Origin of the sequence: Salinarimonas rosea DSM 21201, from assembly GCF_000429045.1 — a bacterium.
In the GTDB taxonomy this organism is placed as follows: domain Bacteria; phylum Pseudomonadota; class Alphaproteobacteria; order Rhizobiales; family Beijerinckiaceae; genus Salinarimonas; species Salinarimonas rosea.
In genome coordinates this window covers 119,707-144,257 of record NZ_AUBC01000017.1, presented here as the reverse complement: position 1 = coordinate 144,257, position 24,551 = coordinate 119,707, and the positions used below count along the sequence as shown (strand labels likewise).

Here is a 24,551-nt window from a genome sequence, read left to right as displayed (position 1 = left end):
GCTGCCGGAGGCCTCCTCCGCCGCGGCGCTGGCGCGCCGCTCCATGAACACCTGTGATTCTGGGTCCCGGACTTGCTTCGCAATCCGGGATGACAGGGCGGCATCCTCCCTGGCGGGGAGGTGGCGGGTGGCGCGCCTACGCCGCCGCGCTGTCCCCGCGCGTCGCCGCCCGGGTCACGGCGGGGGAGAGCGCCAGCATGGCTTGATGCTGCGTGAGGAAGACGCGGCCCGTCAGGTGCTCCAGGAAATGGCTGCGGGCGAGGCGGTCCATGACCGGGCCCTTCACCTCCGACAGGTGGAGCGCGATGCCCTGCGCCTCCAGCCGGTGCATGATCAGCTCGAGGCTCTCGAGCGCGCTCATGTCGATCTCGTTGATCGCCGTGCACTGCAGGACGACGTGCGCGAGCGCCGGGCGCGCGGCCACCTGCTCCAGCACGAATTCCTCGGTGGCGCGGGCGTTGGCGAAGTTCAGGCTCTCGTCGATGCGCATGGAGAGCACCCGCTCGTCGGTGACGACGCGATGACGGAGGATGTTGCGGAAGTGCTCCGTGCCGGGCACCTGGCCGACGATGGCGATGTGCGGGCGCGAGGTGCGCCACAGCAGCAGCGCGATCGAGAGCACGACGCCGGTGACGATCCCCGCCTCCACCCCGAAGCCGAGCGTCACCAGGATGGTCGCGAGCATCGGCGCGAAGTCGTGGCGCGAGTAGGTCCAGGCCCGCTTCAGGGCGCCGAGGTCGACGAGGCTGAGCACGGCGACGACGATCGTCGCGGCGAGCGTGGCGATCGGCAGGAAGTGCAGGAGCGGCGTCAGGAACAGCGAGGCCAGCGCGATGCCCACCGCCGTGAAGGCGCCGGCGGCCGGCGTCTCGGCGCCGGCGTCGAAGTTCACCACGGAGCGCGCGAATCCGCCCGTCACCGGGTAGCCGCCGGAGAAGGCGGAGGCGACGTTCGCCGCGCCGAGCCCGATCAGCTCCTGGTTCGGCACGATCGACTGGCGCCGCTTGGCGGCGAGGGTCTGCGCCACCGAGACGGATTCGACGAACCCGATCACCGAGATCAGGAGCGCGGGCGCCAGCAGCGAGAGGAAGAGGCTCGCCTCCACCACCGGCACCGAGAACGGCGGCAGGCCCGCGGGGATCGCGCCGACGACGGCGACGCCCTTGTCGTCGAGGTCGAGCGCGACGACCGCGAGGATGCTCGCGGCGACCGCGATCACCGGCCCGCCCCGGGCGACGAGGCCCGCCGCGTAGTCGGACAGGCCGAGCCTGCGCAGGGCGGGCTTCAGCCCGGAGCGCACCCAGAACAGGAAGGCCGTCGCGGCGACGCCGATCGCGAGCGTCCAGGGGTTCGTCTCCGGCAGCGCCGCGAGGACGGACGCACCGACCTCGACGAGGGTGTGCCCGCCGGCCTGGACGCCGAGGATGTGCTTGAGCTGCGAGGCGGCGATGATCAGGCCGGAGGCCGTGATGAAGCCCGAGATCACCGGGTGCGAGAGCAGGTTGGCGATGAAGCCGAGCCGGAACACGCCGAGCAGCACCAGCATCACGCCCGACATCAGCGCCAGCGCCGCCGCCGCGACGACGTACTCCGCCGTTCCCGGCGTCGCCACCTCCGACACCGCCGCGGCGGTGAGGAGCGAGATCACCGCGACGGGACCCACCGCAAGCGCCCGGCTCGTGCCGAAGATCGCGTAGAGCACGAGCGGCAGGATCGAGGCCCAGAGCCCGACGACCGGCGGCAGGCCGGCGAGGAGCGCATAGGCCAGCGACTGCGGGATCAGCATGATCGTCACGATCACGGCCGCGACGAGATCGCTCGTGAAGGTGCGCGTGTCGTAGCGCCGGCCCCAGTCGAGGATCGGCAGGGCGCGCGCGAGGCGGGCGGGGAGCTTTCCGGAGGAGGTCATGGCCGGCTCGCGGCCGCGGCATCGTCGCCGCGGGCGGGGTTACGGGCTTCGCGCACCTTCACGCCGGCCCACAGGCCCAGCAGCATGGCCGGCACGAAGACGAGCGTGCCCGGCGCCAACAGCGGCAGCGCGGTGATGGCGGGGCCGGGACAGAAGCCGCCGATGCCCCAGCCGATGCCGAACACGACCGCGCCCGTCAGCAGCCGCCCGTCGATCAGCTTCGTGCCCGGCAGCTCGAAGCGCTCCATCAGCACGGGCGCCCGACGGCGCAGCACGAGGCGGAAGCCGAGGAAGGTCACGAGCACGGCAGCGCCCATGACGAAGGCGAGGCTCGGGTCCCAGGCCCCGAAGAGGTCGAGGAAGGCGAGCACCTTGGCGGGGTCCGCCATGCCCGAAACGATGAGGCCGATCCCGAAGAGGAGGCCCGCGAGGAAGCCGACGAGGCTGCGCATGATCTCTCTCCCTCAGCCGATCACGTGACGCACGACGAAGACCGTCGCGATCGCGGCGGCCATGAAGGTGAGCACCGCGACGAGCGAGCGCGGCGAGAGCCGCGCGAGGCCGCACACACCGTGTCCCGAGGTGCAGCCGGAGCCCAGCGCCGACCCGAAGCCCACGAGGAGACCGGCGAGCGCCATCACCGGCAGGTTGTCCGAGACAGTCTGCCGGACCGGCTCGCCGGTGGCGAGCCACACGAGCGGCGCGGCGGCCAGCAGCCCCGCGAGGAAGGCGAAGCGCCAGTTCCGGTCGGCGGCGGGAACCGCCACCGCGCTCATCGCGCGGGCGGCCACGCCGATGATGCCGGCGATGCGCCCGAGGAAGAGCATGAGGAGGACGGAGGACAGGCCGATCAGCCCGCCGCCGATCAGGGCGGCGAGGGGGGTGAACTCGGTCGGGGGGAGTGGCACGGGGGATCTCTCCGAAGGCACGGGTCGTCGGGAGGGGCGCCCGAGCGAGCGCCCCCGTGCCTCCTATCTATGAGATAGTCCTAAATTAGTCAATACTAAACAAAGAGATCGCCCGCGCTCACGCCACGCGCGCCGCCTCCCAGCCCAGGATCGCGCGCTTGCGGGTCAGCCCCCAGTGGTAGCCCGTCAGCGCGCCCGAGCGGCCGACGACGCGGTGGCACGGCACGACGAAGGAGATCGGGTTGCGGCCCACCGCCGCGCCGACGGCGCGGGCCGCCGACGGCTTGCCGATCGTCTCCGCCACGGCGGAATAGGTCGTGGCGCGGCCGAAGGGGATGCCGAGCAGCGTGCGCCAGACGCGCACCTCGAAGTCGGTGCCGATCAGCACGACGTCGAGGGGCTGGTCGGGCCGCCAGCGGCCGGAGTCGAACACGCGCTCGGCGTAGGGAGCAGTCGCCTCCTGGTCGGCGACGAAGATCGCCCGCGGCCAGCGGCGGCGCATGTCGGAGAGGGCGGCGCAGCGGTTGCCCTCGTCGACGAAGCCGAGCCCGGCGAGGCCGCGCGGCGTCGCCACCACGATCGCCTCGCCGAAGGGGGAGGGGTGATAGCCGTAGGAGAGCGTCAGGCCCGCGCCCTTGGCCTTGTAGTCGCCCGGCGTCATGGCCTCGTGATTGACGAAGAGGTCGTGCAGCCGGCCGGGCCCCGACAGGCCGAGCTCCAGCGTCGTGTCGAGCACGCTCGCGGAGGAATCGAGCAGCCGCTTGGCGTTGTCGAGCGTGATTGCCTGCAGGAAGGCCTTGGGCGAGAGCCCGGCCCAGCGCCGGAAGAGATGGTGGACGTGGCTCGTCGAGAGGCCGACGTGGTCGGCGATCGCCTCGAGCGAGGGCTGGTCGCGCCAGTTCTCGGAGATGAAGGCGATGACGCGGCGCACGACGTCGTAGTCGGCGCACAGCGCGGCGGGCGTCGCCGGTGCGTCGCGCGTGCGGTCGATGTCGGGGTCGAGGGTCCGGGCGATGTCGAGCATGGCGGATGAGCTCCTTGCACGCAGGGACCCTAGAGCCCCTCCCGCGTGCGCGACACCCGAAAACGCCGGTGCGCTCGCCGTCAGGCTGCCGCGGTCGCGTCGGCGGCCGCCTGCGCGGCGCGCAGCACGTCGGCGACGAGGTCCTCGGGGTGCTCCAGGCCGGCGGAGAGGCGCAGCATGCCCTCGCCGATGCCCATCGCGGCCCGCTCCTCGGGTGTGAAGCGCTCGTGCGTGGTGGTGGCCGGATGGGTGACGAGGCTCTTCGCGTCGCCGAAATTGTTGGACACCTTGATCACCTCCAGCGCCCGGCCGAAGGCGAAGGCGCCGCGCTTTCCGCCGGCGACGTCGAGCGCGAGCACGGTCCCGCCGCAGGTCATCTGGCGCCGGCAGAGGTCGTGCTGCGGCGAGGAGCTCAGGCCCGGATAGCGCACGCGCACGATGCCCGGCGCGCCGTCGAGCGCCTCGGCGATGGCGAGCGCGTTCGCGGCCTGCTGGCGCACACGCAGGGACAGCGTCTCGAGGCTCTTGAGCATGACCCAGGCGTTGAACGGCGAGAGCGCCGGGCCCGTGTGCCGCAGCCAGGGCTGGATGCGCTCCTCGATGAGGGCCTTCGATCCGAGCACGATGCCGCCGAGACATCGCCCCTGCCCGTCGATGTGCTTCGTCGCGGAGTAGGTGACGACGTCCGCGCCGAGCGCGAGCGGGTTCGAGACGGTCGGGATGCCGAGCGCGTTGTCGACGACGAGGATCGCCTCCGCCTCGCGCGCGATCCGCGCGATGGCGGCGATGTCGACGAGGTCCATCGTGGGGTTGGCGGGGCTCTCGAGGAAGATCGCCGCCGTCTCCGGCCGCACCGCGGCGCGCCAGGCGGCGGGATCGGTGCCGTCGACGAAGGTGGTGGTGATGCCGAACTTCGGCAGGATCTCCGCCAGGACGAAGCGGCAGGAGCCGAACAGGACGGATCCGGAGACGACGTGGTCCCCCGCTTTCAGCGGTCCCATCAGCGCCGCCGCCACCGCGGCCATGCCCGAGCCCGTCGCGCGCGCGGCCTCGGCGCCCTCGAGCGCGGCCATCCGCTCCTCGAACATCGCCACCGTCGGGTTGCCGAAGCGCGAGTAGACGAACCCCTCCGCGCCCTTGGCTTTGAACCGCGCCTCCGCGGTCTCCATGTCCGGGTAGACGAAGCCCTGGGTCAGGAACAGCGCCTCGGACGTCTCGCCGAACGGCGAGCGATGCGAGGCGGCGTGAACCGCGAGCGTTTCCGGGCGGAGCGGCGGGCGCTGGGTAGTCATCGGACGGTCATCTCGTTCTGTATAACGAACGATGCAAGGTTTGCCGGAAGCCGCGCCCGAGCGCAAGCCCTTTCGCCGGCGTTCCGTTTCCCGTGCACGATTGCGGGGAACGGCGGCCCGCCAGCTTGTGCGTGCGTCGGAACGGGGGCACGGTCCCGGCGGTTTCGCAAACCGAGGAGGACCCGACGCGTGCCCGTATTCGCCCACCCCGAGTTCGACGGCCACGAGCGCGTGCTTTTCGCGCACGACGCCGAGACCGGCCTGAAGGCCATCATCGCCGTTCATTCGACCCGCCTCGGCCGCGCCGCAGGCGGCTGCCGCATGTGGCCCTACGGCAGCGAGGAGGAGGCGCTGTCGGACGCGCTGCGGCTGTCGCGTGGCATGACCTACAAGAACGCGGTGGCCGGGCTCGATCTCGGGGGCGGCAAGTCCGTGATCATCGCCGATCCGCGCACGCAGAAGACGCCGGCGCTGCTGCGCGCCTTCGGCCGCGCCGTCGACGCGCTGGGCGGCCTCTACACCACCGCCGAGGACGTCGGCGTGAGCGTCGAGGACATGGAGATCGTGCGCCAGGCGACCACGCACGTGGCCGGCCTCTCGAGCGGGCCGCACGCGTCGGGCGATCCCTCGCCGGTGACGGCGCGCGGCGTGTTCGAGGGGATGCGCCGGGCACTCGCGGTGGCGACGGGCTCGGACGCCCTCGCAGGGCGCACGGTCGCGGTGCAGGGCCTCGGCCATGTCGGCCGGCACCTGTGCGCGCTGCTCCACGCCGCGGGCGCGCGCCTCGTCGTCGCCGACATCGACGCGGCGCGCCTCGCCGATGCCGAGCGCAGCTTCGACGCCCGCGTCGTCGCCCCCGACGCGATCGCCGCCGTCGAGGCCGACGTGTTCGCGCCCTGCGCGCTCGGCGGCGTGCTCGACGACGCCACGATCCCGCGGCTGCGGGCGCGGATCGTCGCGGGCGCGGCGAACAACCAGCTGGCGCGGCCCGAGCACGCCGAGGCGCTGCACGCGCGCGGCATCCTCTACGTCCCGGACTTCGCGCTCAACGCCGGCGGAATCATCAACGTCGCCCGCGAGATCGAGCGGCGCACGGACGCCGGCTGGCTGGAGGAGCGGCTCGCCGCGATGGTGGGCAACATCGAGGCGATCCTACGCGAGGCGCAGGCGAAGGACGTCTCCCCAAACGGCGTCGCCGAGGCCTTCGCCCGCCGGCGGCTCGGCTGAGCTGGCGCGGCGCGACGCCCCGCCGCAGGCTTGCGCGACGGCCGTGCTCTTGCTTAGCTTCGACGACGTCCGTGGGAACTCGCGCCTAGGCCGCGTGTTGACCGCCACCGGGAGAGCCCGCATCCGCCGGGCTCGCGACGCGCGAAACGAGAGTCTCGACGCCGGGCGGCACGGCCGCCCATCCCTTGCGCGCGCGGTTCTCGCGCGCGTCCACCGAAACCGACGACGACGCCGACACGAGACGAGCGAACACGCGAGGGACGATGGCCGATACCCCCATCCAGAAAGCGCCGCGCATCTACTACATGCACCACCGGCTGGTCGGGCCGCTCGGGCGTTTCGTCGACCATTTCGACCGGGTGCGACGCCTGGGCTTCGACCACGTGCTCGTCTCGCCGATCTACGCCCCCGGGCGCGCCGGCGACGTCTTCTTCCCCGCCGACCACGACGCCGCCCATCCCGCGCTGGAGACGGATTACGGCGCGAACGACGTGGTTCGCTGGCTCGTCGAGAAGGCGGGCGAGCGCGGCCTCTCCCTGATGCTCGACCTCGCGCCGCAGAGCTTCGCGCTGGAGCACCCCTTCGTCGAGGCCGCGCCGGACTGCTTCACCGTGCGCCGCGAGACGCCGATGGGCATCGTCGACCCGCGCCATCCGGCGAGCCCGCAGGGCACCGCGATGTCCCGGATCGCCGACGCCTGCGGCGAGCGGCTCGCGCAATTCTGGACGCCGAGGCTCGCCGCCTATGCCGAGTTCGGGGTGGCGGGCTTCCGCGCGCTCAAGCCGGCGACGCCGACGGCCGACCTCTGGGGCCGGTTGATGGCGGTGGCGCGCGACGTGAAGCGCGACACGGTCTTTATCGCCGACACCACGGGCGTGCCCCGCCCCGACATCACGGGCCTGCGCGGCATCGGCTTCGACCACACGCTGTCCTCGCTGGCTTGGTGGGACTACCGCGCCGGCTGGTACCTGGAGGAGCACGAAGCGCTCGCCTCCATCGCCCCGCCGATCGCGACGGTGGAGGCGCCCTTCGCCACGCGGCTCGCCGAGCGGGTGCGCGACAATCGCGGGCTTCGCCCTGCCTACGACCGGGCGCTCCACGCCGCCGCCGCGCTCGGCTGCGGGCTGCTGGCGCCGATGGGCATCGAGGTCGCCGCGCGCCGCCCGATGGACGCCGTCGTCTCGACGCCGGAGGACTACGACCGCGCCGCCGGCGAGGCGCCCTTCGACCTCACCGAGATGGTGGAGCGGGTGAACCGCCTCGTCGAGAGGACGCCGCTCCTGCGCCAGCGGCCGCTCCTGCGCCCGCTCACCGGCCCGTCCGCGCGCGTCACCGGCTTCCTGCGCACGGCGCGCGACCCGCGGATCGCCGAGGAGGCGCTCCTGGTCGCCATCAACCCGGATCTCTACGAGCCCAACGACGTCTTCGCGGCGAAGCTGCGCGGTCAGATGGGCGGCAGGTTCGGCGCCTTCGCGCCGGTCGAGGCGGGCGCCTCCGACGTCACCGCCTCCGCGGGTGACCTGATCGCGCTCCATCCCGGTGAGGCGTTCGTCGCCCGCGCCGAGCGCGCGGCTCCGGTGAAGGTCGGCCGCCAGCCGGGCAAGCGGGCGGTGACCACGGCCGCCACGAAGTGGCCGCGCATCCTCGTCGACAACCTCTCGCCCTCGGTGGACGAGGGGCGCTACGCGGTTAAGCGCGTCGTCGGCGACGCGATGGCGGTCGAGGCGGACGCGCTCATGGACGGGCACGAGGTGCTCGGCGTCGAGCTGCAATGGCGCGCCGTCGATGAGCAGGACTGGCGTCGCGCGCCGATGGAGCCCATCGGCAACGACCGCTTCCAGGGCATGCTCTTCCTCGAGCGGATGGGCCGGCACGAATACGTCGTCGAGGCCTGGCACGACGTCTACCAGACCTTCTGCCGTGACCTGACGAAGAAGTTCGACGCCAAGGTCGACTACGGCCTCGACCTGATCGAGGGCCGCCAGTACCTCGACGCCGCGCGCAAGCGATCCTCGGGCGAGCTCGCCTCGGGGCTCGAGGAGATCCTCGCACGGTTCGACCGGGCCGAGGGCGACGAGCGCGTGCACGTGCTCCTCGCCCCGCAGGCGCGCACCCTGATGCGCGAGGCCGACGATCGCCCCCACGTGGCGCGCTCCTACGCCCAGCCGATCGAGGCGGACCGGACGCAGGCGCATTTCGCGAGCTGGTACGAGCTGTTCCCGCGCTCGATGAGCGGCGACCCGCATCGCCACGGGACGCTGCGGGACGTCATCCCCGAGCTGCCGCGCGTGCGCGACATGGGCTTCGACGTGCTCTACTTCCCGCCGATCCACCCGATCGGCAAGAAGAACCGCAAGGGCAAGAACAACACCCTCACGCCGGGGCCCGAGGATCCGGGCTCGCCCTACGCCATCGGCGCACCGGAGGGCGGCCACGACGCGCTGCACCCGGAGCTCGGCACGTTCGAGGACTTCCGCGCGCTGCGCGCCGCGGCGGAGGAGCACGGGCTCGAGATCGCGCTCGACTTCGCCATCCAGTGCTCGCCGGACCACCCGTGGCTGAAGGAGCATCCGGGCTGGTTCGACTACCGGCCGGACGGCTCGATCAAGTACGCGGAGAACCCGCCCAAGAAATACGAGGACATCGTCAACGTCGACTTCTACAAGCCGGAATCGGTCCCGGACCTGTGGACGACCTTGCGCGACGTCGTGCTGTTCTGGTGCAAGGAGGGCGTGCGCACCTTCCGCGTCGACAATCCGCACACCAAGCCCTTGCCGTTCTGGCAATGGATGATCGCCGACGTGAAGGCGCAGTACCCGGACGCGATCTTCCTGTCGGAGGCCTTCACCCGGCCGAAGATGATGTACGGCCTGGCCAAGCTCGGCTTCACCCAGTCCTACACCTACTTCACCTGGCGCAACACCAAATACGAGCTGCAGTCCTACTTCGAGGAGCTCGCGAGCGAGGCGCCGAAGGACTTCTTCCGCCCGAACCTGTTCGTCAACACGCCGGACATCAACCCGTACTACCTCCAGAGCTCCGGGCGCGCCGGCTTCCTCGTGCGCGCCTGCCTCGCCGCGACGCTCGGCGGGCTGTGGGGCGTGTATTCCGGCTTCGAGGTGCTCGAAGGCGAGCCCGTGCCGGGCAAGGAGGAATACAAGGATTCGGAGAAGTACGAGATCAAGGCGCGCGACTTCTCGATGCCCGGGAACATCGTCGCCGACATCACCCGGCTCAACCGGATCCGGCGCGCCAACCCGGCGCTGCACACGCACACCAACACCCGCTTCTACAACGCCTTCAACGACGAGATCCTGTACTGGGGCAAGCCCTCGCGAGAGGGCGACGACATGATCCTCGTCATGGTCAACCTCAACCCGCACGTGGCGAACGCCTGCGATTTCGAGGTCCCGCTCTGGGAGTTCGGCCTGCCCGACGACGGCGCGGTGATGGTCGACGACCTCGTCGCCGACCGCGCCTTCGTCTGGCACGGGAAGACGCAGCACATCCGCCTCGACCCGTTCGAGTATCCCTTCGTCATCTGGCGTATCCGACCGCATCAGGGGGCCTGACTTGCCGCGCAAGAAGTCGCTCATCACGAACACCGATCCGCTCTGGTACAAGGATGCGGTGATCTATCAGCTGCACGTGAAGTCGTTCTTCGATTCCAACAACGACGGGATCGGCGATTTCGAGGGGCTGCTGCAGAAGCTCGACTACATCACCGAGCTCGGCGTCACCTGCATCTGGCTCCTGCCGTTCTACCCGTCGCCTCGGCGCGACGACGGATACGACATCGCGGACTATCGCAGCGTCCATCCGGAATACGGCAAGGCGCGCGACTTCAAGCGCTTCGTCGAGGAGGCGCACGCGCGCGGCCTGCGCGTGGTCACGGAGCTCGTGATCAACCACACCTCCGACCAGCACCCCTGGTTCCAGAAAGCCCGGCACGCCAAGCCGGGCTCGGCGGCGCGGGACTTCTACGTCTGGTCGGACGACGACAAGAAGTACTCCGGCACCCGCATCATCTTCGTCGACACCGAGAAGTCGAACTGGACCTGGGATCCGGTAGCCAACGCCTATTTCTGGCACCGCTTCTACAGCCACCAGCCGGACCTCAACTTCGACAACCCGCGGGTGCTGAAGGAGGTCTTCTCGATCATGCGCTTCTGGCTCGACATGGGCGTCGACGGGCTGCGGCTCGACGCGGTGCCCTATCTCGTCGAGCGCGAGGGCACCAACAACGAGAACCTGCCCGAGACCCACGACATCCTCAAGAAGATCCGCGCCGAGCTCGACGCCACCTATCCGGACCGGATGCTGCTCGCCGAGGCGAACCAGTGGCCGGAGGACACGCAGGACTATTTCGGCGAGGGCGACGAATGCCACATGGCGTTCCACTTCCCGCTGATGCCGCGCATGTACATGGCGATCGCGCAGGAGGACCGCTTCCCGATCACCGACATCATGCGCCAGACGCCGGAGATCCCGGAGAACTGCCAGTGGGCGATCTTCCTGCGCAATCATGACGAGCTCACCCTCGAGATGGTGACCGACAAGGAGCGCGACTACCTCTGGAACACCTACGCGTCCGAGACCCGGGCGCGCATCAACCTCGGCATCCGCCGCCGCCTGGCGCCGCTGCTGCAGCGCGACCGCCGCCGGGTCGAGCTGATGAACTCGCTGCTGCTGACCATGCCCGGCACGCCGGTGATCTACTACGGCGACGAGATCGGCATGGGCGACAACATCTTCCTCGGCGACCGCGACGGCGTGCGCACGCCGATGCAGTGGTCGCCGGACCGCAACGGCGGCTTCTCGCGCGCCGACCCGGCGCGGCTGACGCTGCCGCCGATCCAGGACCCGCTCTACGGCTACGACCGCGTCAACGTCGAGAGCCAGGAGCGCGACCCGTCCTCGCTGCTCAACTGGACGCGCCGCATGCTCGCCGTGCGCAAGCAGCATCCGTCCTTCGGCCGCGGCGCGATCCGCTTCCTGCGGCCCGCCAACCGCAAGATCCTGGCCTACCTGCGCGAGCTCGACGGCGACACGATCCTGTGCGTCGCCAACGTCTCGCGCCAGGCGCAGGCGGTGGAGCTCAACCTCGCCGAGTTCGCCGGGCGCATCCCGGTGGAGCTCTCGGGCGGCGCCTCGTTCCCGCAGCTCGGGCAGTTGCCCTACCTGCTCACCCTGCCGCCCTACGGCTTCTACTGGTTCCAGCTGTCGGAGACGGTCGAGCCGCCGCAATGGTCGACGGCCACCGCCGGCATCGAGCCCGAGCACCTCACCTTCGTGGTGCGCCGCGGCGTCGCCGAGGTGGTCGAGGGCAGGGCGCGCGACACGCTCGTGCGCGACGTGCTGCCGGGCTATGCGCCGCAGCGGCGCTGGTTCCAGCGCAAGGACCAGGCGATCGCCGGGGTCGAGCTGATCGGCGCCATGCCGCTGCCGGGTGCGGGCAAGGACATCCTGATGGCGCTCGTCGAGATCACGACCGCGGCGGGGTCGGAGCGTTACGCGCTGCCGCTCGCGATCTCGTGGGACGACGAGGCGCCCGCGCCCTTCGCGCCGCAGCTCGCGATGGCGCGGGTACGCATGGGCCGGCGCGTCGGCTACCTCACCGACGGCTTCGCCATGCCCGGCTTCGCCCGTGCGCTGACGCAGGGCCTCGCGGAGGAGTCGGTGCTCCAGACGGAGACGGGCGAGATCCGCTTCCGCGCCACCTCGCACTTCGCCGAGCACGCGCCCGAGGCCGACGCCGAGATCGAATGGCTCACCGCAGAGCAGTCGAACTCGACGCTGATCGTCGGCCGCCAGGCCGTGTTCAAGCTCCTGCGCAAGCTCACGCCGGGCGTCCATCCCGAGGCGGAGATGAGCCGCTACCTCACCGAGAACGGCTTCTCCAACGCGCCGCCGCTGCTCGGCGAGGCGGTCCACGTCGCCGCCGACGGCACGCCGACGACGCTCGCCATCGTCCAGGGCTTCGTGCTCAACCAGGGCGACGGCTGGCAGTGGACGCTGAACTATCTCGACCGCACCATCGACGAACTCTCGGCACATACCGAGGAGGACGAGGAGGAGAACGGCCACCGCTTCGAGACCTACGCCGCCTTCGCCGGCAACCTGGGCCGCCGGCTCGCGGAGATGCACGCGATCCTCGGGCGCGAGACGGACGATCCGGACTTCAGCCCCGAGACCGCGGATGCCGCCGAGGCGGAGCGCGTGCGCGCGAGCGTGCGCGGCCAGCTCGAGGCGGCCTTCGCCGCCATCGAGGCCTACGGCGAGTGGGAGAACGAGGAGGACGCGGCCCAGGCGCGCATCCTGCTCGACAACCGCGCGCGGCTCCTCTCCCTCGTCGACGAGAAGGCCGCCGCGCTCGCCGGCACGCGCCGCATCCGCGTCCACGGCGACCTGCATCTTGGGCAGGTCCTGGTGGCCGGCAGCGACGTCATGATCATCGACTTCGAGGGTGAGCCGGCCAAGCCCATCGCCGAGCGCCGCGCCAAGGCGAGCCCGCTGCGCGACGTCGCCGGCGTCATCCGCTCGTTCGACTACGCGGCCTCGAACCTGAAGAAGCACCGCCATACCCCGCAGGGGCCGATGACGGAGGCGCGCGGCGCGCAGCTGCGCTCGCTCTTCCGCCAGGTCGCCGAGGACGCCTTCCTCGCCGCCTACGCGGAGGTCGACCCGGACGGCGTCGCCAACCCGGCGCTGCTCGACCTCTTCGTGCTCGAGAAGGCGGCCTACGAGATCACCTACGAGGCGGCCAACCGGCCGGCGTGGCTGGACGTCCCGCTCAACGGGTTCGCCCACGTGGCCGAGCGCCTGCTCAACGCCAACGAGGAGCCATCCTGATGACCCAAGCCACGCACGCACCGGAGATCGAGGGCGTCGAGGCCGCGGCGATGGAGGCGCTCGCCGGGCGCCTCACCGACCCGTTCGCCTTCCTCGGCATGCACGACACGGGGCAGGGCCCCGCCGTGCGCGCCTTCCTGCCCGGGGCGGAGGCGGTCGAGGTCGTCTCGCGCGAGAACGGCGAGACCCTGGGGCGCCTGAGCCAGGTGCGCGAGGGCCTCTATGCCGGGCTCGTCAGCCGTCGCGAGCGCTACAGGCTGCGCGTCACCTGGCCGGGCACGGTCCAGGAGACGGAGGACCCCTATTCCTTCGGCATGGTGCTCGGCGACCTCGACCTGCACCTCTTCTCGGAAGGCGCGCATTGGGATCTCGCCGAGCGCTTCGGCGCGCAGCCGATGGAGCACGAGGGCGTGGAGGGCGTCGCCTTCTCGGTCTGGGCGCCGAACGCGCGGCGCGTCTCGGTTATCGGCGACTTCAACTCCTGGGACGGCCGGCGCCACCCGATGCGGCTGCGCCATTCAGCCGGCGTGTGGGAGCTGTTCGTGCCGCGCATCGGCCCGGGCGAGCGCTACAAGTTCGAGATCGTCGGCAAGCACGGCGAGACGCTCACGCCCAAGGCCGATCCGCTGGCGCGGCGCACCGAGACTCCGCCGGCGACGGCCTCCATCGTCGCCGCGCCCCACGCCTTCCGCTGGACGGACGAGGAGTGGATGGCCAAGCGCGGCGCGCGTCAGGCGCCGACGCGGCCGATGGCGGTCTACGAGGTGCATCCCGCCTCCTGGCTGCGGCCGGAAGGCGAGCCGCAGGGCACGCTCGACTGGGACCAGCTCATCGACACGCTGATCCCCTACGTCGCCGACCTCGGCTTCACGCATATCGAGCTGATGCCGATCATGGAGCACCCGTTCGGCGGCTCCTGGGGCTACCAGCCGCTGTCGATGTTCGCGCCGTCGGCGCGCTACGGCACGCCGGAGGGCTTCGCGCGCTTCGTCGACGCCTGCCATCGCGCCGAGCTCGGCGTCATCCTCGACTGGGTGCCCGCCCACTTCCCCACCGACCCGCACGGGCTCGCCCGCTTCGACGGCACCGCGCTCTACGAGCACGAGGACCCGCGCGAGGGCTACCACCAGGACTGGAACACCTACATCTACAACATGGGCCGGCGCGAGGTGCAGGGCTTCCTCGTCGCCTCGGCGCTGTGGTGGGTGGAGACCTTCCACGTCGACGCGCTGCGCGTCGACGCGGTCGCCTCGATGCTCTACCGCGACTACTCGCGGGAGCACGACCAGTGGATTCCCAACCGCTTCGGCGGGCGCGAGAACCTCGAGTCGATCGACTTCCTCAAGCGCATGAACGAGATCGTGCAGGAGCGCGCGCCCGGCGCGATCACGATCGCGGAGGAATCGACCGCGTTCCCCGGCGTCTCGCAGCCGGTCTCGAAGGGGGGGCTCGGCTTCTCCTACAAGTGGAACATGGGCTGGATGCACGATACGCTGCATTACATCCAGCGCGAGCCTCTGTATCGCTCCTATCACCACAACGAGCTGACCTTCGGGCTCGTCTACGCGTTCTCCGAGAAGTTCGTGCTGCCGATCTCCCACGACGAGGTCGTGCACGGCAAGGGCTCGCTGATCGGCAAGATGCCCGGCGACGAGTGGCAGAAGCTCGCCAACCTGCGCGCCTATTTCGGCTTCATGTGGACGCATCCCGGCAAGAAGCTGCTCTTCATGGGCTGCGAGATCGGCCAGCACCGCGAGTGGAACCACGACGGCGAGATCGAGTGGGCGCTCCTCGAGAACCACTCCCACGCCGGCCTGCAGATGCTGGTGCGCGACCTGAACAAGCTCTACGCCCGCGAGCCGGCGCTGTTCACGACGGACGCCGAGCCCTCCGGCTTCGAGTGGATCGTCGGGGACGACGCGCGGAACTCCGTCTTCGCCTACCTGCGGCGCGGGACGGGGGACGCCAGGCCGCTGCTCGTGGTGCTCAACATGACCCCGGTGCCGCGCCACGAGTACCGCATCGGCGTGCCCGAGGGCGGCACCTGGAGCGAGATCCTCAACACGGACGCGCAGCTCTACGGCGGGACCAACCTCGGAAATGCGGGTGCGGTGCGCACGGAAGCGATTCCCGCGCACGGGCGGAGCCATTCGGTCGGTATCACGTTACCCCCGCTCGCGGCGGTCGTCTTCCGCCATCAGGCCTGAGGAATCCATGCCCCTTCTCCCCGACCGGCTCTCTCCCGGCTCCGCCTATCCCCTCGGCGCGACCTGGGACGGGCTCGGCGTGAACTTCGCCGTCTTCTCGGCGCATGCCGAGCGCATCGAGCTGTGCATCTTCGACCCCACGGGCCGGCGGGAGATCGCACGCTACGACCTGCCGGAATGGACCGACGAGGTCTGGCACGGCTACCTGCCGCACGTGAAGCCGGGGCTGCTCTACGGCTTTCGCGCGCACGGGCCCTACGAGCCCCAGCGCGGCCACCGGTTCAACCCCAACAAGCTCCTCGTGGACCCCTACGCCAAGGCGCTCCACGGGGAGACCCGCTGGACGGACGCGCTGTTCGGCTACCGCGTGCTGTCGCCGCGGGGGGACCTGTCCTACGACCGGCGCGACAGCGCTCCGGCGGTGCCCAAGGCCGTCGTCGTCGACGACTCGTTCTCCTGGGGCGACGACCGGCCGCCGAACGTGCCCTGGTCCGAGACCGTGATCTACGAGGCGCACGTGAAGGGGCTCACCAAGCTCCTCGACGACGTGCGCATCCCCGAGCGCGGCACCTATTCCGCGCTCGCGCACCCCGCCGTGATCGAGCATCTGAAGCGGCTCGGCGTCACCGCGATCGAGCTCCTGCCGATCCACGCCTTCCTGCAGGACCGGTTCCTGCAGGAGAAGGGGCTGACGAACTACTGGGGCTACAACACGCTCTCGTTCTTCGCCCCCGAGCCGCGCTACATCGTGCCGGGCGGGGACAACAACGACCTGCGCATCGCCATCCGCCGCCTGCACGCGGCGGGCATCGAGGTGATCCTCGACGTCGTCTACAACCACACCTGCGAGGGCGGCGAGCTCGGGCCGACGCTGTCCTGGCGCGGCCTCGACAACGCCAGCTACTATCGCCTCCTGCCCGACGACCCGCGCCACTGCATCAACGACACGGGCACCGGCAACACGGTCAACCTGTCGAACGCGCGCGTGCTGCAGATGGTGATGGACAGCCTGCGCTACTGGGCGACGTCCTACCGCGTCGACGGCTTCCGCTTCGACCTCGGCGTCACGCTCGGGCGGGAGCCGCACGGGTTCGACCCCGGCGCTGGCTTCTTCGACGCGCTGCGGCAGGACCCGATCCTGTCGCGCAAGAAGCTGATCTCCGAGCCCTGGGACATCGGGCCCGGCGGCTACCAGCTCGGCCACCACCCGCCTTCCTTCGCCGAGTGGAACGACCGCTTCCGCGACGGCGTGCGGCGCTACTGGAAGGGGGACGGCGGCCTGCGCTCGGACCTCGCGGCGCGGCTTTCGGGCTCGGGCGACCTGTTCGATCGGCGCGCCCGGCGACCGTGGGCCTCGGTGAACTTCGTCGCCGCCCACGACGGCTACACGCTGGCCGACATCGTCGCCTACGAGGAGAAGCACAACGAGGCCAACGGCGAGGACAACCGCGACGGCCATTCGGACAACCACTCCCGCAACTGGGGCGTGGAAGGGCCGACGGACGATCCCGAGGTCCTCGCGGTCCGGGCCCGGGTGATGCGCTCGCTCCTCACCACCGTCTTCGCGGCGCTCGGCACGCCGATGATCCTCGCCGGCGACGAGTTCGGTCGGAGCCAGGGGGGCAACAACAACGCCTACGCGCAGGACAACGAGATCTCCTGGCTCGACTGGAGCACGGCGCGCTCGGACGCCGGCGAGGCGCTCACCGCGTTCACGGCGCGGCTCGCGGCGATCCGGCGCGACCACCCGATCATCCGCTGCCGGCGCTTCCTCTACGGCCAGGAGATCGCCGAGGGCATCCGCGATCTCGACTGGTTCGACGAGAACGGCGGCACGCCGTCGCCGGAGGACTGGAACGACCACGAGAAGCGCGCGCTCGTCATGCGCCGCGCCATGCGCCGCGACGACGGCGCGATCGAGATCGTCGCCTTCCTGCTCAACGGCTCGGACGAGCCGATCCGGTTCACGCTGCCCGGGCCCGCGAACGGCTGGCGGCTCCTCGTCGACTCCGCCGATCCGGACCGCCCCGAGGAGAGCCTCGGCGAGCCCGCCTACGAGGTGCTCGACCGTGCCGCGGTCCTCCTCGCCGCGACGATCCCGCCGGAGGGCGGGGGATGAGCGCGCCGAGCCCGCGTCCTCCCCGGCGGGGAGAAGTCCGCGCGCAGCGCGGGCGGTGGGGTCGTGCGGTGTGCGGTCGAGCCGGTCCGCCGCCCCCCCACCCTCCGGCCTGCGGCCGTCGTCCTCCCCTGCGGGGAGGAGGCGGGTGCGGAATTTGCATATAGGCTGACCCGATCGCCTGACCCGATCGCCTGACCCGATCGCCTGATCCGATCCCCTCGACGAGGACACCACCCATGGCCCGCCATTCACACCCCACGCTCTGGGGCGCGAGCCTGGTCTCACCGGGCCGAACGCGCTTTCGCCTGTGGGCGCCGATCCAGCGGCAGCCGCACCTCGTGATCGAGGGGCGCGATCCCGTGCCGATGGACAAGCAGGACGCCGGCTGGTTCGCCGTCGAGGTCGACTGCGGCGCCGGCACGCCCTACCGCTACCGGCTCGACGACGGCCTGCACGTCCCCGATCCCGCCTCGAAGGCGCAGCGCGGCGACGTGCACGACCCCTCGCTCGTCGTCGACCCCCACGCCTACGCGTGGCGGAACGACGCCTGGATGGGCCGGCCGCTCGAGGAGCTCGTCCTCTACGAGCTGCACGCCGGCCTGCTCGGCGGCTTCGACGGCGTGCGCCGGCACCTCCGGGCTCTCGCCGATCTCGGCGTCACCGCCATCCAGCTGATGCCGATCGGCGAGTTCCCCGGTGCGCGCAACTGGGGTTACGACGGCGTGCTGCCCTACGCGCCGGATGCCGCCTACGGCACGCCCGACGACCTGAAGCGCCTCGTCGACGAGGCGCACGGGCTCGGGCTGCAGGTCTTCCTCGACGTCGTCTACAACCACTTCGGCCCGGAGGGGAACTACCTGCACGCCTTCGCCGAGCCGTTCTTCCGCAGCGACATCGAGACGCCGTGGGGCGCGGCGATCGACTTCCGCCGGCACGAGGTCCGCCGCTACTTCGCCGACAACGTGCTGATGTGGCTGATGGAATACCGGATCGACGGCCTGCGCTTCGACGCCGTCCACCAGATCCGCGAGAAGGACTGGCTCGACGAGATGGCGGCCGAGGTCCGCCGCACGATCGAGCCCGGGCGGCACGTGCATCTCGTGCTCGAGAACGAGGAGAACGACCCCGGCTATCTCGGCCGCGAGATCGACGCGCAGTGGAACGACGACTTCCACCATTGCGTCCACGTGATGCTCACCGGCGAGGACCAGTCCTACTACGGCAACTACGTCCGCGACACGGCCGGCAAGCTGGCGCGCGCGCTCGAGGAAGGCTTCGTCTACCAGGGCGAGGCGCCGGAGAACGGGGAGGGCGGGCCGCGCGGGGGCCCGTCCGGGCACCTGCCGCCCACCGCTTTCGTCTCGCACATCCAGAACCACGACCAGGTCGGCAACCGCGCCTTCGGCGACCGGCTCGCGGCGCTGGTCGAGCGCAAGGCGCTCGATGCCGCGGTGGCGCTGCACCTGCTCTGCCCGCAATTGCCGATGATCTTCATGGGCGAGGAGACCGGGGCGAAGGAGCCGTTCCTGTTCTTCACGGACTATCACGACGCGCTCGCCGATTCCGTGCGCGAGGGGCGCCGGCGCGAGTTCGCGGCTTTCGCCGAGTTCGCCGATCCGCAGACCCGCGCCCGCATCCCCGACCCGAACGCGCCCGAGACCTTCGCGCGCTCGCGCCCGGCGATCGCGGGGGAGGGCGGCGACGAGGCGGTGCTCGCGCTCTACCGCCGGCTCCTCGCCGCGCGGGCCGAGCGGATCGCCCCGCGGCTCGCGGGCGCGCGGGCCGAGAGCGCGCAGGTCGTCGACGCGAAGGTCGTCGTCGGCCGCTGGCGCATGGGCGACGGAGCGCGCCTGACGCTCCTCTCCAACCTCGGCGCGATCCCCGCACCGCTCGGGTCCGTCTCCCTGCCGGAGGCCGAGCCCTTCGTCGTCGTCGGCGCGCCGCTCGTCGAAGGCGGCGTCCCCGCCCATACCACCATCGCCTGGCTGGAGGCCGCCTGATGGCCGACGCGCTCCACGCGCTCGCCGAGCAGGCGGGCCTGCACATCCGCTGGGAGGACTTCAAGGGTCGTCCGCAGCAAGTCTCGCCGGAGACGCTGCGGCGCGTCCTCGCCGCGATGGGCCTCCCCGCCGAGACCGACGGCGACGTCGCCGACAGCCGCGCGCGCCTGCGCGAGGAGGCCGGCGCGGGGCTCGCCTTCCTCACGACCGAGGTGGGGCAGCCGACGCCGCTGCCGCCGGCCTTCGCGCAGAGCGCGGTCGCGGTGCTGCGCCACGAGCACGGCGGGCGGCGCGAGATGCGCCTCGTCCCTTCCGCCGGCGGCATGAGCCTGCCGCCGGTGCTGGAGCCGGGCTATCACGGCGTCGAGATCGGCGATCATCACCTCACGCTCGCGGTCGCGCCGGAGCACGGGGTGCGGGTGGAAGACGCGGCGGGGGGCCGCGCGATCTTCGGGCTCGCGGCGCAGATCTACTCCCTGCCACCGCGGGCGGGAGAGGAGTTCGGCGACTTCGGTTCGCTCGCCGCCTTCTGCGAGGCCGCCGGGCGCGGCGGCGCGGACGTGGTGGCCATGAGCCCGACGCACGCGGGCTTCGCCGCCGACGCGACGCGCTTCAGCCCCTACTCGCCCTCGACGCGCCTGTTCCACAACGTCCTCTACGCCGACCCCACCGCCGTCTTCGGCGATGTCGACCTGCCCGGCGAGGCACCGCCGCGCGGCGATCTCGTCGACTGGGAGGCCGGCGCCCGCATCAAGCTCGCGCGGCTGCGCGCGCTGTACGACCGCTTCGCGGCCTCTGGAGACGCGTCGCACCGGGCGGACTTCGCCGCCTTCCGGGCGCAGGGCGGCTCGCTGCTCGAGAACCACGCCCGCTACGAGGCGCTGCACGCGCGCCTCGGCGGCGCGGGCTTCCACGACTGGCCGGAGCCCTACCGCGACCCGGGGAGCGCCGCGGTCGAGGACTTCTGCCGGGAGCACATGGACGAGGTCGTCTTCCACGCCTTCCTGCAATGGCTCTGCGAGCGCTCGCTCGCCGACGCGCAGGCGCGTGCGAAGGGCGCGGGGATGGCGATCGGCCTCGTCGCGGACCTCGCGGTCGGGATGGACGGCGGGGGCAGCCACGTCTGGTCCCGGCGCGAGGACGTGCTCGACGGACTCTCCATCGGCGCGCCGCCGGACCTGCTCGGGCCGACGGGGCAGGACTGGGGGCTGACCAACTTCTCGCCGCGCGCGCTCCAGGCGACGGGGTTCCAGCCCTTCCTGGCGACGCTGCGCGCGGCGATGCGCTGCGCGGGCGGCGTGCGCATCGACCACGCGATGGGGCTGCGGCGCCTGTGGGTCGTGCCGCAGGGCACGACGCCCCACGAGGGCTGCTACATCTCCTATCCCGAGGAGGACATGCTGCGGCTCGTCGCGCTCGAGTCGCACCGCTCCGGCGGTCTCGTCATCGGCGAGGACCTCGGCACGGTGCCGCCCGGCTTCCGGCCGAGGCTCGACCGCGCGGGCGTCCTCGGCATGCGCGTGCTCTGGTTCGAGCGCGAGGGGGACGGCGGCTACACCCCGCCGCCCGCCTACGCCCGCCACGCCGCCTCGATGACGACCACGCACGACCTGCCCACCGTCGCCGGCTGGTGGCGCGGCAACGACGTGGCCTGGCGCGAGCGCGTCGGTCACGGCGACGCCGCCTTCCACGAGGCACAGCGGACGGAGCGCGACGCGGACCGGTCGAAGCTGTGGGGCGCGTTCGTAGACGCCGGCACGGCGCTGGGCGAGCCGCCGCCGATCGAGGAGACCGATCCCGTCGTCGATGCCGCACTCGGCTTCGTGGCGAAGACCGCGTCGAACCTCGCGATCCTCCCGGCGGAGGATCTGCACGGCCTCGTCGAGCAGCCGAACCTGCCCGGAACCCTCGACGAGCACCCGAATTGGCGTAGACGGCTTCCGTCCGAGGCCCTCGACCACCCGGCCGCCCGCCACCGCATGGCGCTGCTCGCGCGGGCGCGGCCGCGGGGGAAGACATGAGCCGCGCCGGCTCCTCCCCCGTCGGGGGAGGTGGACCGGCGCCGCAGGCGACGAGACGCAGGGGGTGCGCCGAAGGCGCGCTTCGGTAGAGCCGAAACGGGACGCGTCGAGCCGGGGGACCCCGCCCCTGGCTCGCGGCGCTCGCCGTCCCCGCCCCGACGGGGCGGGAGCGAGACGGCGCACAGGACAAGAGGCCCGAGGGATGACGCACGACACACCGATCGCCCCGCGCGTGCCGCGCGCCACCTACCGGCTCCAGCTGCGTCGGGAGTTCCCGTTCGAGGCGGCGGAGCGGGTCGTGCCCTACCTCGCGGCGCTGGGGATCAGCCATCTCTACCTCTCGCCGATCCTCGCCTCGCGCCGGGGCTCGGTGCACGGCTACGACGGGGTCGACTTCACCGACGTCGACCCCGAGATCGGCGGCGAGGAGGGGCTGCGGGCGCTCGTCGCCGCCGCGCGCCGGCACGGGATGGGGCTCATCGCCGACATCGTGCCCAACCACATGGCGGTCGGCGGGGCGGACAACCGGTTCTGGCTCGACGTGCTGGAGAACGGGCAGGCGAGCCGCTACGCCCACTACTTCGATATCGACTGGAACACCCCCGATCCCGTCCTCGAGGGCAAGGTCGCCGCCCCCTTCCTGGGCGTGCCCTACGGCGAGGCGCTGGCGAACGGCGAGATCGCGATCGTCTTCGATCCGCGGATGCGCCGCCTGTGCGCCGCCTACTACCATCACCGCTTCCCGCTGAACCCCGGCGACTACGGCGAGATCCTGCGCGCCGGCGACCCCGCGCTGGTTCCGCTGGCGGAGCGCTTCGACGAGGCACGCACGCCGGAGGCCTTCAAGGAAGCGCGCCTGTCGCTCGCCCGCGAGGCGGGCGAGACGCTCGAGGCGGCGCTCGCGCGCGTGTCGGAGCCCGCGACGCTCCACCCGATCCTCGAGCGCCAGAACTGGCGCCTCTCCTGGTGGCGCACGGCGGGCGACGAGATCAACTGGCGGCGCTTCTTCGACATCACGGAGCTCGCGGGGCTCAGGGTCGAGGAGGCGGACGTGTTCGAGGGCGTGCACGCCGAGATCTTCCGGCTCTACGCCGAGGGCCTGATCGACGGGCTGCGCATCGACCACGTCGACGGCCTCGCCGACCCTGCCGGCTACGGCCGGCGCCTGCGCGAGCGGCTCTCCGAGCTCGAGCCCGAGCGCCCGCCGGAGGCGCCGCGCGGGCCGGCGATCGTGCTCGTGGAGAAGATCCTCGCGCACGACGAGACGCTCCCCACGGATTGGGCGGTCGACGGCACCACCGGCTACGAGTTCATGGACGCGGTGGGCGGGCTCCTGCACGACCCGGACGGCGAGGAGATGTTCACCGACCTGTGGAGCGAGATCTCCGGCCGCTACCCGGACTTCGCCTCCGAGGAGCTCGATGCGCGCAACGAGATGCTGGTGCGCAACTTCGCGGGCCAGCTCGACGCCGTCGCGCACGCCTTCCACGACCTCGCCCGGCTCGACCTCGAGACCCGCGACGTCACCTACCACGCGCTGCGCCGCGCGCTGGTGGCCCTGGTCGCCGCCTTCCCGGCCTACCGCACCTACGCCACCGCGGGCGCGGCGCCCGGCGCGGACGCGCCGATCCTGGAGCGCGCCGTCGCCGCCGCCAAGGACATGGCGGGACCGGGCGAGGCGCCAATCGTCGATCTCGTCGCCGGCTGGATCTCGGGCGTCGGCGTCGCCGACCAGGAGATCCGCGCCCGCGCAGTCGTCGCCTTCCAGCAGCTCTGCGCGCCCGTCGCGGCGAAGTCGGTCGAGGACACGGCTTTCTACCGCTACGGCCGGCTCGTCTCGCGCAACGAGGTCGGCTCCGACCCGGGGCGCTTCGCCGTCTCGCGCGACGCCTTCCACGCGCAGTCGATGGAGCGCGCCGAGCTGTTCCCATACTCCATGATCGCCACGGCGACCCACGACCACAAGCGCGGTGAGGACGTGCGCGCCCGCCTCGCGGCCCTCTCCGAGGTCCCCGCCGAGTGGGCCGACCGGGTGGGCTCCTGGCTCGACATCAACAAGCGCCACACGCGCGACGCCGTCGATCCGGCGGACGAGTACGTCCTCTACCAGATGCTGCTCGGCGCCTGGCCCTACGGGCTTTCGCCCGACGACGCCGAGGGCGTCGGGCGGCTCGGGGCGCGGCTCGTGCGCTGGCAGGAGAAGGCCCTGCGCGAGGCGAAGCTCAATTCGTCCTGGACCGAGCCGGACGCGGACTACGAGGCCGCCTGCGCGAGCTTCGTCGAGGCGGTCACCGATCCCGCGGTGGCGCCGGCCTTCCTCGCCTCCGTCCACGCCTTCGCCGAGGCGCTGGCACCCGCCGGCGCGGCGAACGGGCTCGTGCAGGCCTTCCTGCGCTCGACGGCCCCCGGCGTCCCGGACTGCTACCAGGGCCGCGAGTTCTGGGACTTCTCCCTCGTCGACCCCGACAACCGCGACCCGGTCGACTACGAGGCCCGCGAGGCGGCGCTCGCGGACGGGTCCGCGCTCGCGGATCTCGCCGCGCGGTTCCGCGACGGACGCGTGAAGCAGCGCGTGATCGCCCGCTGCCTCGAGGCCCGCCGCGCGCTGCCGGACCTGTTCGCGGAGGGCGAGTACATCCCGCTGGGGGTGCGCGGACGGCGCGCGTCGCACGTCGTCGCCTTCGCGCGCCGTCGCTCCTCCTCGCTCGCGATCGCGGTGGCGGGGCGGCTGATGGGCGGGGCGCTGATCGGCGGCGCGGCGCTCGCGCCGGCCGCCGAGTGGTGGGGCGACACGCGCCTCGTCCTGCCGGACGACCTCGTCGACTCGCAGCTCGGCGACGCGCTCGGGGACGGCGCGCGGACCTTCGGCGGGGAAACGCCGGTCGCCGACCTGCTCCCGATCCTGCCCGTCGGCCTCTGGACCGCCGCCTGACGCCGCACGCCGGAGCCATGCGGGTTGCCCACGGGGCGCACGCGCGCTATCGCGTGGCGC

Annotated in this window: 13 protein-coding genes; 8 read left to right on the top strand and 5 right to left on the bottom strand. The window is 71.8% G+C overall.

Annotated features, from left to right (window positions below):
• Positions 1 to 136 precede the first annotated feature (136 nt).
• From G407_RS27890 to metZ, 5 genes are all read right to left on the bottom strand, one after another.
• Entirely contained in the window at positions 137 to 1,909 is a 1,773-nt protein-coding gene (locus G407_RS27890; protein WP_043539856.1) for a SulP family inorganic anion transporter, read from the bottom strand.
• On the bottom strand, positions 1,906 to 2,361 hold the full coding sequence (locus G407_RS27885; RefSeq protein WP_043539855.1) for a DUF6691 family protein: 456 nt from the start codon (positions 2,359 to 2,361) through the stop codon (positions 1,906 to 1,908). Before G407_RS27885 ends, G407_RS27890 begins: the two co-directional genes overlap by 4 nt.
• Positions 2,362 to 2,373: 12 nt before the next feature.
• A complete protein-coding gene (locus tag G407_RS0114715) occupies positions 2,374 to 2,817 on the bottom strand; it encodes a YeeE/YedE family protein (RefSeq protein ID WP_029031421.1) in 444 nt (147 codons plus the stop codon).
• 118 nt (positions 2,818 to 2,935) lie between these two features.
• On the bottom strand, positions 2,936 to 3,841 hold the full coding sequence (locus tag G407_RS0114710) for a bifunctional helix-turn-helix domain-containing protein/methylated-DNA--[protein]-cysteine S-methyltransferase (RefSeq protein WP_029031420.1): 906 nt from the start codon (positions 3,839 to 3,841) through the stop codon (positions 2,936 to 2,938).
• Positions 3,842 to 3,921: 80 nt separating this feature from the next.
• Positions 3,922 to 5,133 carry an O-succinylhomoserine sulfhydrylase gene (gene metZ, locus G407_RS0114705; protein WP_029031419.1) on the bottom strand — a complete coding sequence of 404 codons (1,212 nt, stop codon included), beginning with the start codon at positions 5,131 to 5,133 and terminating at the stop codon, positions 3,922 to 3,924.
• Between the two features lie 189 nt (positions 5,134 to 5,322).
• Between metZ and G407_RS0114700 the strand changes: the two genes are divergently transcribed.
• From G407_RS0114700 to treY, 8 genes are all read left to right on the top strand, one after another.
• On the top strand, positions 5,323 to 6,360 hold the full coding sequence (locus tag G407_RS0114700) for a Glu/Leu/Phe/Val dehydrogenase dimerization domain-containing protein (protein ID WP_029031418.1): 1,038 nt from the start codon (positions 5,323 to 5,325) through the stop codon (positions 6,358 to 6,360).
• Between the two features lie 263 nt (positions 6,361 to 6,623).
• A complete protein-coding gene (locus G407_RS0114695; protein ID WP_029031417.1) occupies positions 6,624 to 9,932 on the top strand; it encodes a maltotransferase domain-containing protein in 3,309 nt (1,102 codons plus the stop codon).
• A 1-nt stretch (position 9,933) separates the two neighbouring features.
• On the top strand, positions 9,934 to 13,212 hold the full coding sequence (treS, locus tag G407_RS0114690; RefSeq protein ID WP_029031416.1) for a maltose alpha-D-glucosyltransferase: 3,279 nt from the start codon (positions 9,934 to 9,936) through the stop codon (positions 13,210 to 13,212).
• Positions 13,212 to 15,419: a 1,4-alpha-glucan branching protein GlgB gene (gene glgB, locus G407_RS0114685; RefSeq protein WP_029031415.1), complete on the top strand. Its 2,208-nt coding sequence runs from the start codon at positions 13,212 to 13,214 to the stop codon at positions 15,417 to 15,419. The genes treS and glgB overlap by 1 nt, the downstream gene beginning before the upstream one ends.
• A 7-nt stretch (positions 15,420 to 15,426) precedes the next feature.
• Positions 15,427 to 17,538 (top strand): glycogen debranching protein GlgX, encoded by a 2,112-nt coding sequence (gene glgX / locus G407_RS27880; protein WP_043539854.1) that lies wholly within the window; start codon positions 15,427 to 15,429, stop codon positions 17,536 to 17,538.
• 236 nt (positions 17,539 to 17,774) lie between these two features.
• A complete protein-coding gene (gene treZ, locus G407_RS0114675; protein WP_029031414.1) occupies positions 17,775 to 19,538 on the top strand; it encodes a malto-oligosyltrehalose trehalohydrolase in 1,764 nt (587 codons plus the stop codon).
• The gene (malQ, locus tag G407_RS0114670) at positions 19,538 to 21,559 is read left to right on the top strand and encodes a 4-alpha-glucanotransferase (RefSeq protein ID WP_029031413.1); all 2,022 of its coding nucleotides are present in this window, start codon (positions 19,538 to 19,540) and stop codon (positions 21,557 to 21,559) included. Before treZ ends, malQ begins: the two co-directional genes overlap by 1 nt.
• Before the next feature lie 202 nt (positions 21,560 to 21,761).
• A complete protein-coding gene (gene treY / locus G407_RS0114665; protein ID WP_052341402.1) occupies positions 21,762 to 24,491 on the top strand; it encodes a malto-oligosyltrehalose synthase in 2,730 nt (909 codons plus the stop codon).
• The last annotated feature ends 60 nt before the right edge of the window (positions 24,492 to 24,551 follow it).

Bases quoted from the DNA above. Each gene is read 5' to 3' on its own strand.
- G407_RS27885 (WP_043539855.1), bottom strand. From the start codon at position 2,361: ATGCGCAGCCTCGTCGGCTTCCTCGCGGGCCTCCTCTTCGGGATCGGC.
- treY (WP_052341402.1), top strand. From the start codon at position 21,762: ATGACGCACGACACACCGATCGCCCCGCGCGTGCCGCGCGCCACCTAC.
- metZ (WP_029031419.1), bottom strand. From the start codon at position 5,133: ATGACTACCCAGCGCCCGCCGCTCCGCCCGGAAACGCTCGCGGTTCAC.
- G407_RS27890 (WP_043539856.1), bottom strand. From the start codon at position 1,909: ATGACCTCCTCCGGAAAGCTCCCCGCCCGCCTCGCGCGCGCCCTGCCG.
- treZ (WP_029031414.1), top strand. From the start codon at position 17,775: ATGGCCCGCCATTCACACCCCACGCTCTGGGGCGCGAGCCTGGTCTCA.
- G407_RS0114695 (WP_029031417.1), top strand. From the start codon at position 6,624: ATGGCCGATACCCCCATCCAGAAAGCGCCGCGCATCTACTACATGCAC.
- glgX (WP_043539854.1), top strand. From the start codon at position 15,427: ATGCCCCTTCTCCCCGACCGGCTCTCTCCCGGCTCCGCCTATCCCCTC.
- G407_RS0114710 (WP_029031420.1), bottom strand. From the start codon at position 3,841: ATGCTCGACATCGCCCGGACCCTCGACCCCGACATCGACCGCACGCGC.
- glgB (WP_029031415.1), top strand. From the start codon at position 13,212: ATGACCCAAGCCACGCACGCACCGGAGATCGAGGGCGTCGAGGCCGCG.
- malQ (WP_029031413.1), top strand. From the start codon at position 19,538: ATGGCCGACGCGCTCCACGCGCTCGCCGAGCAGGCGGGCCTGCACATC.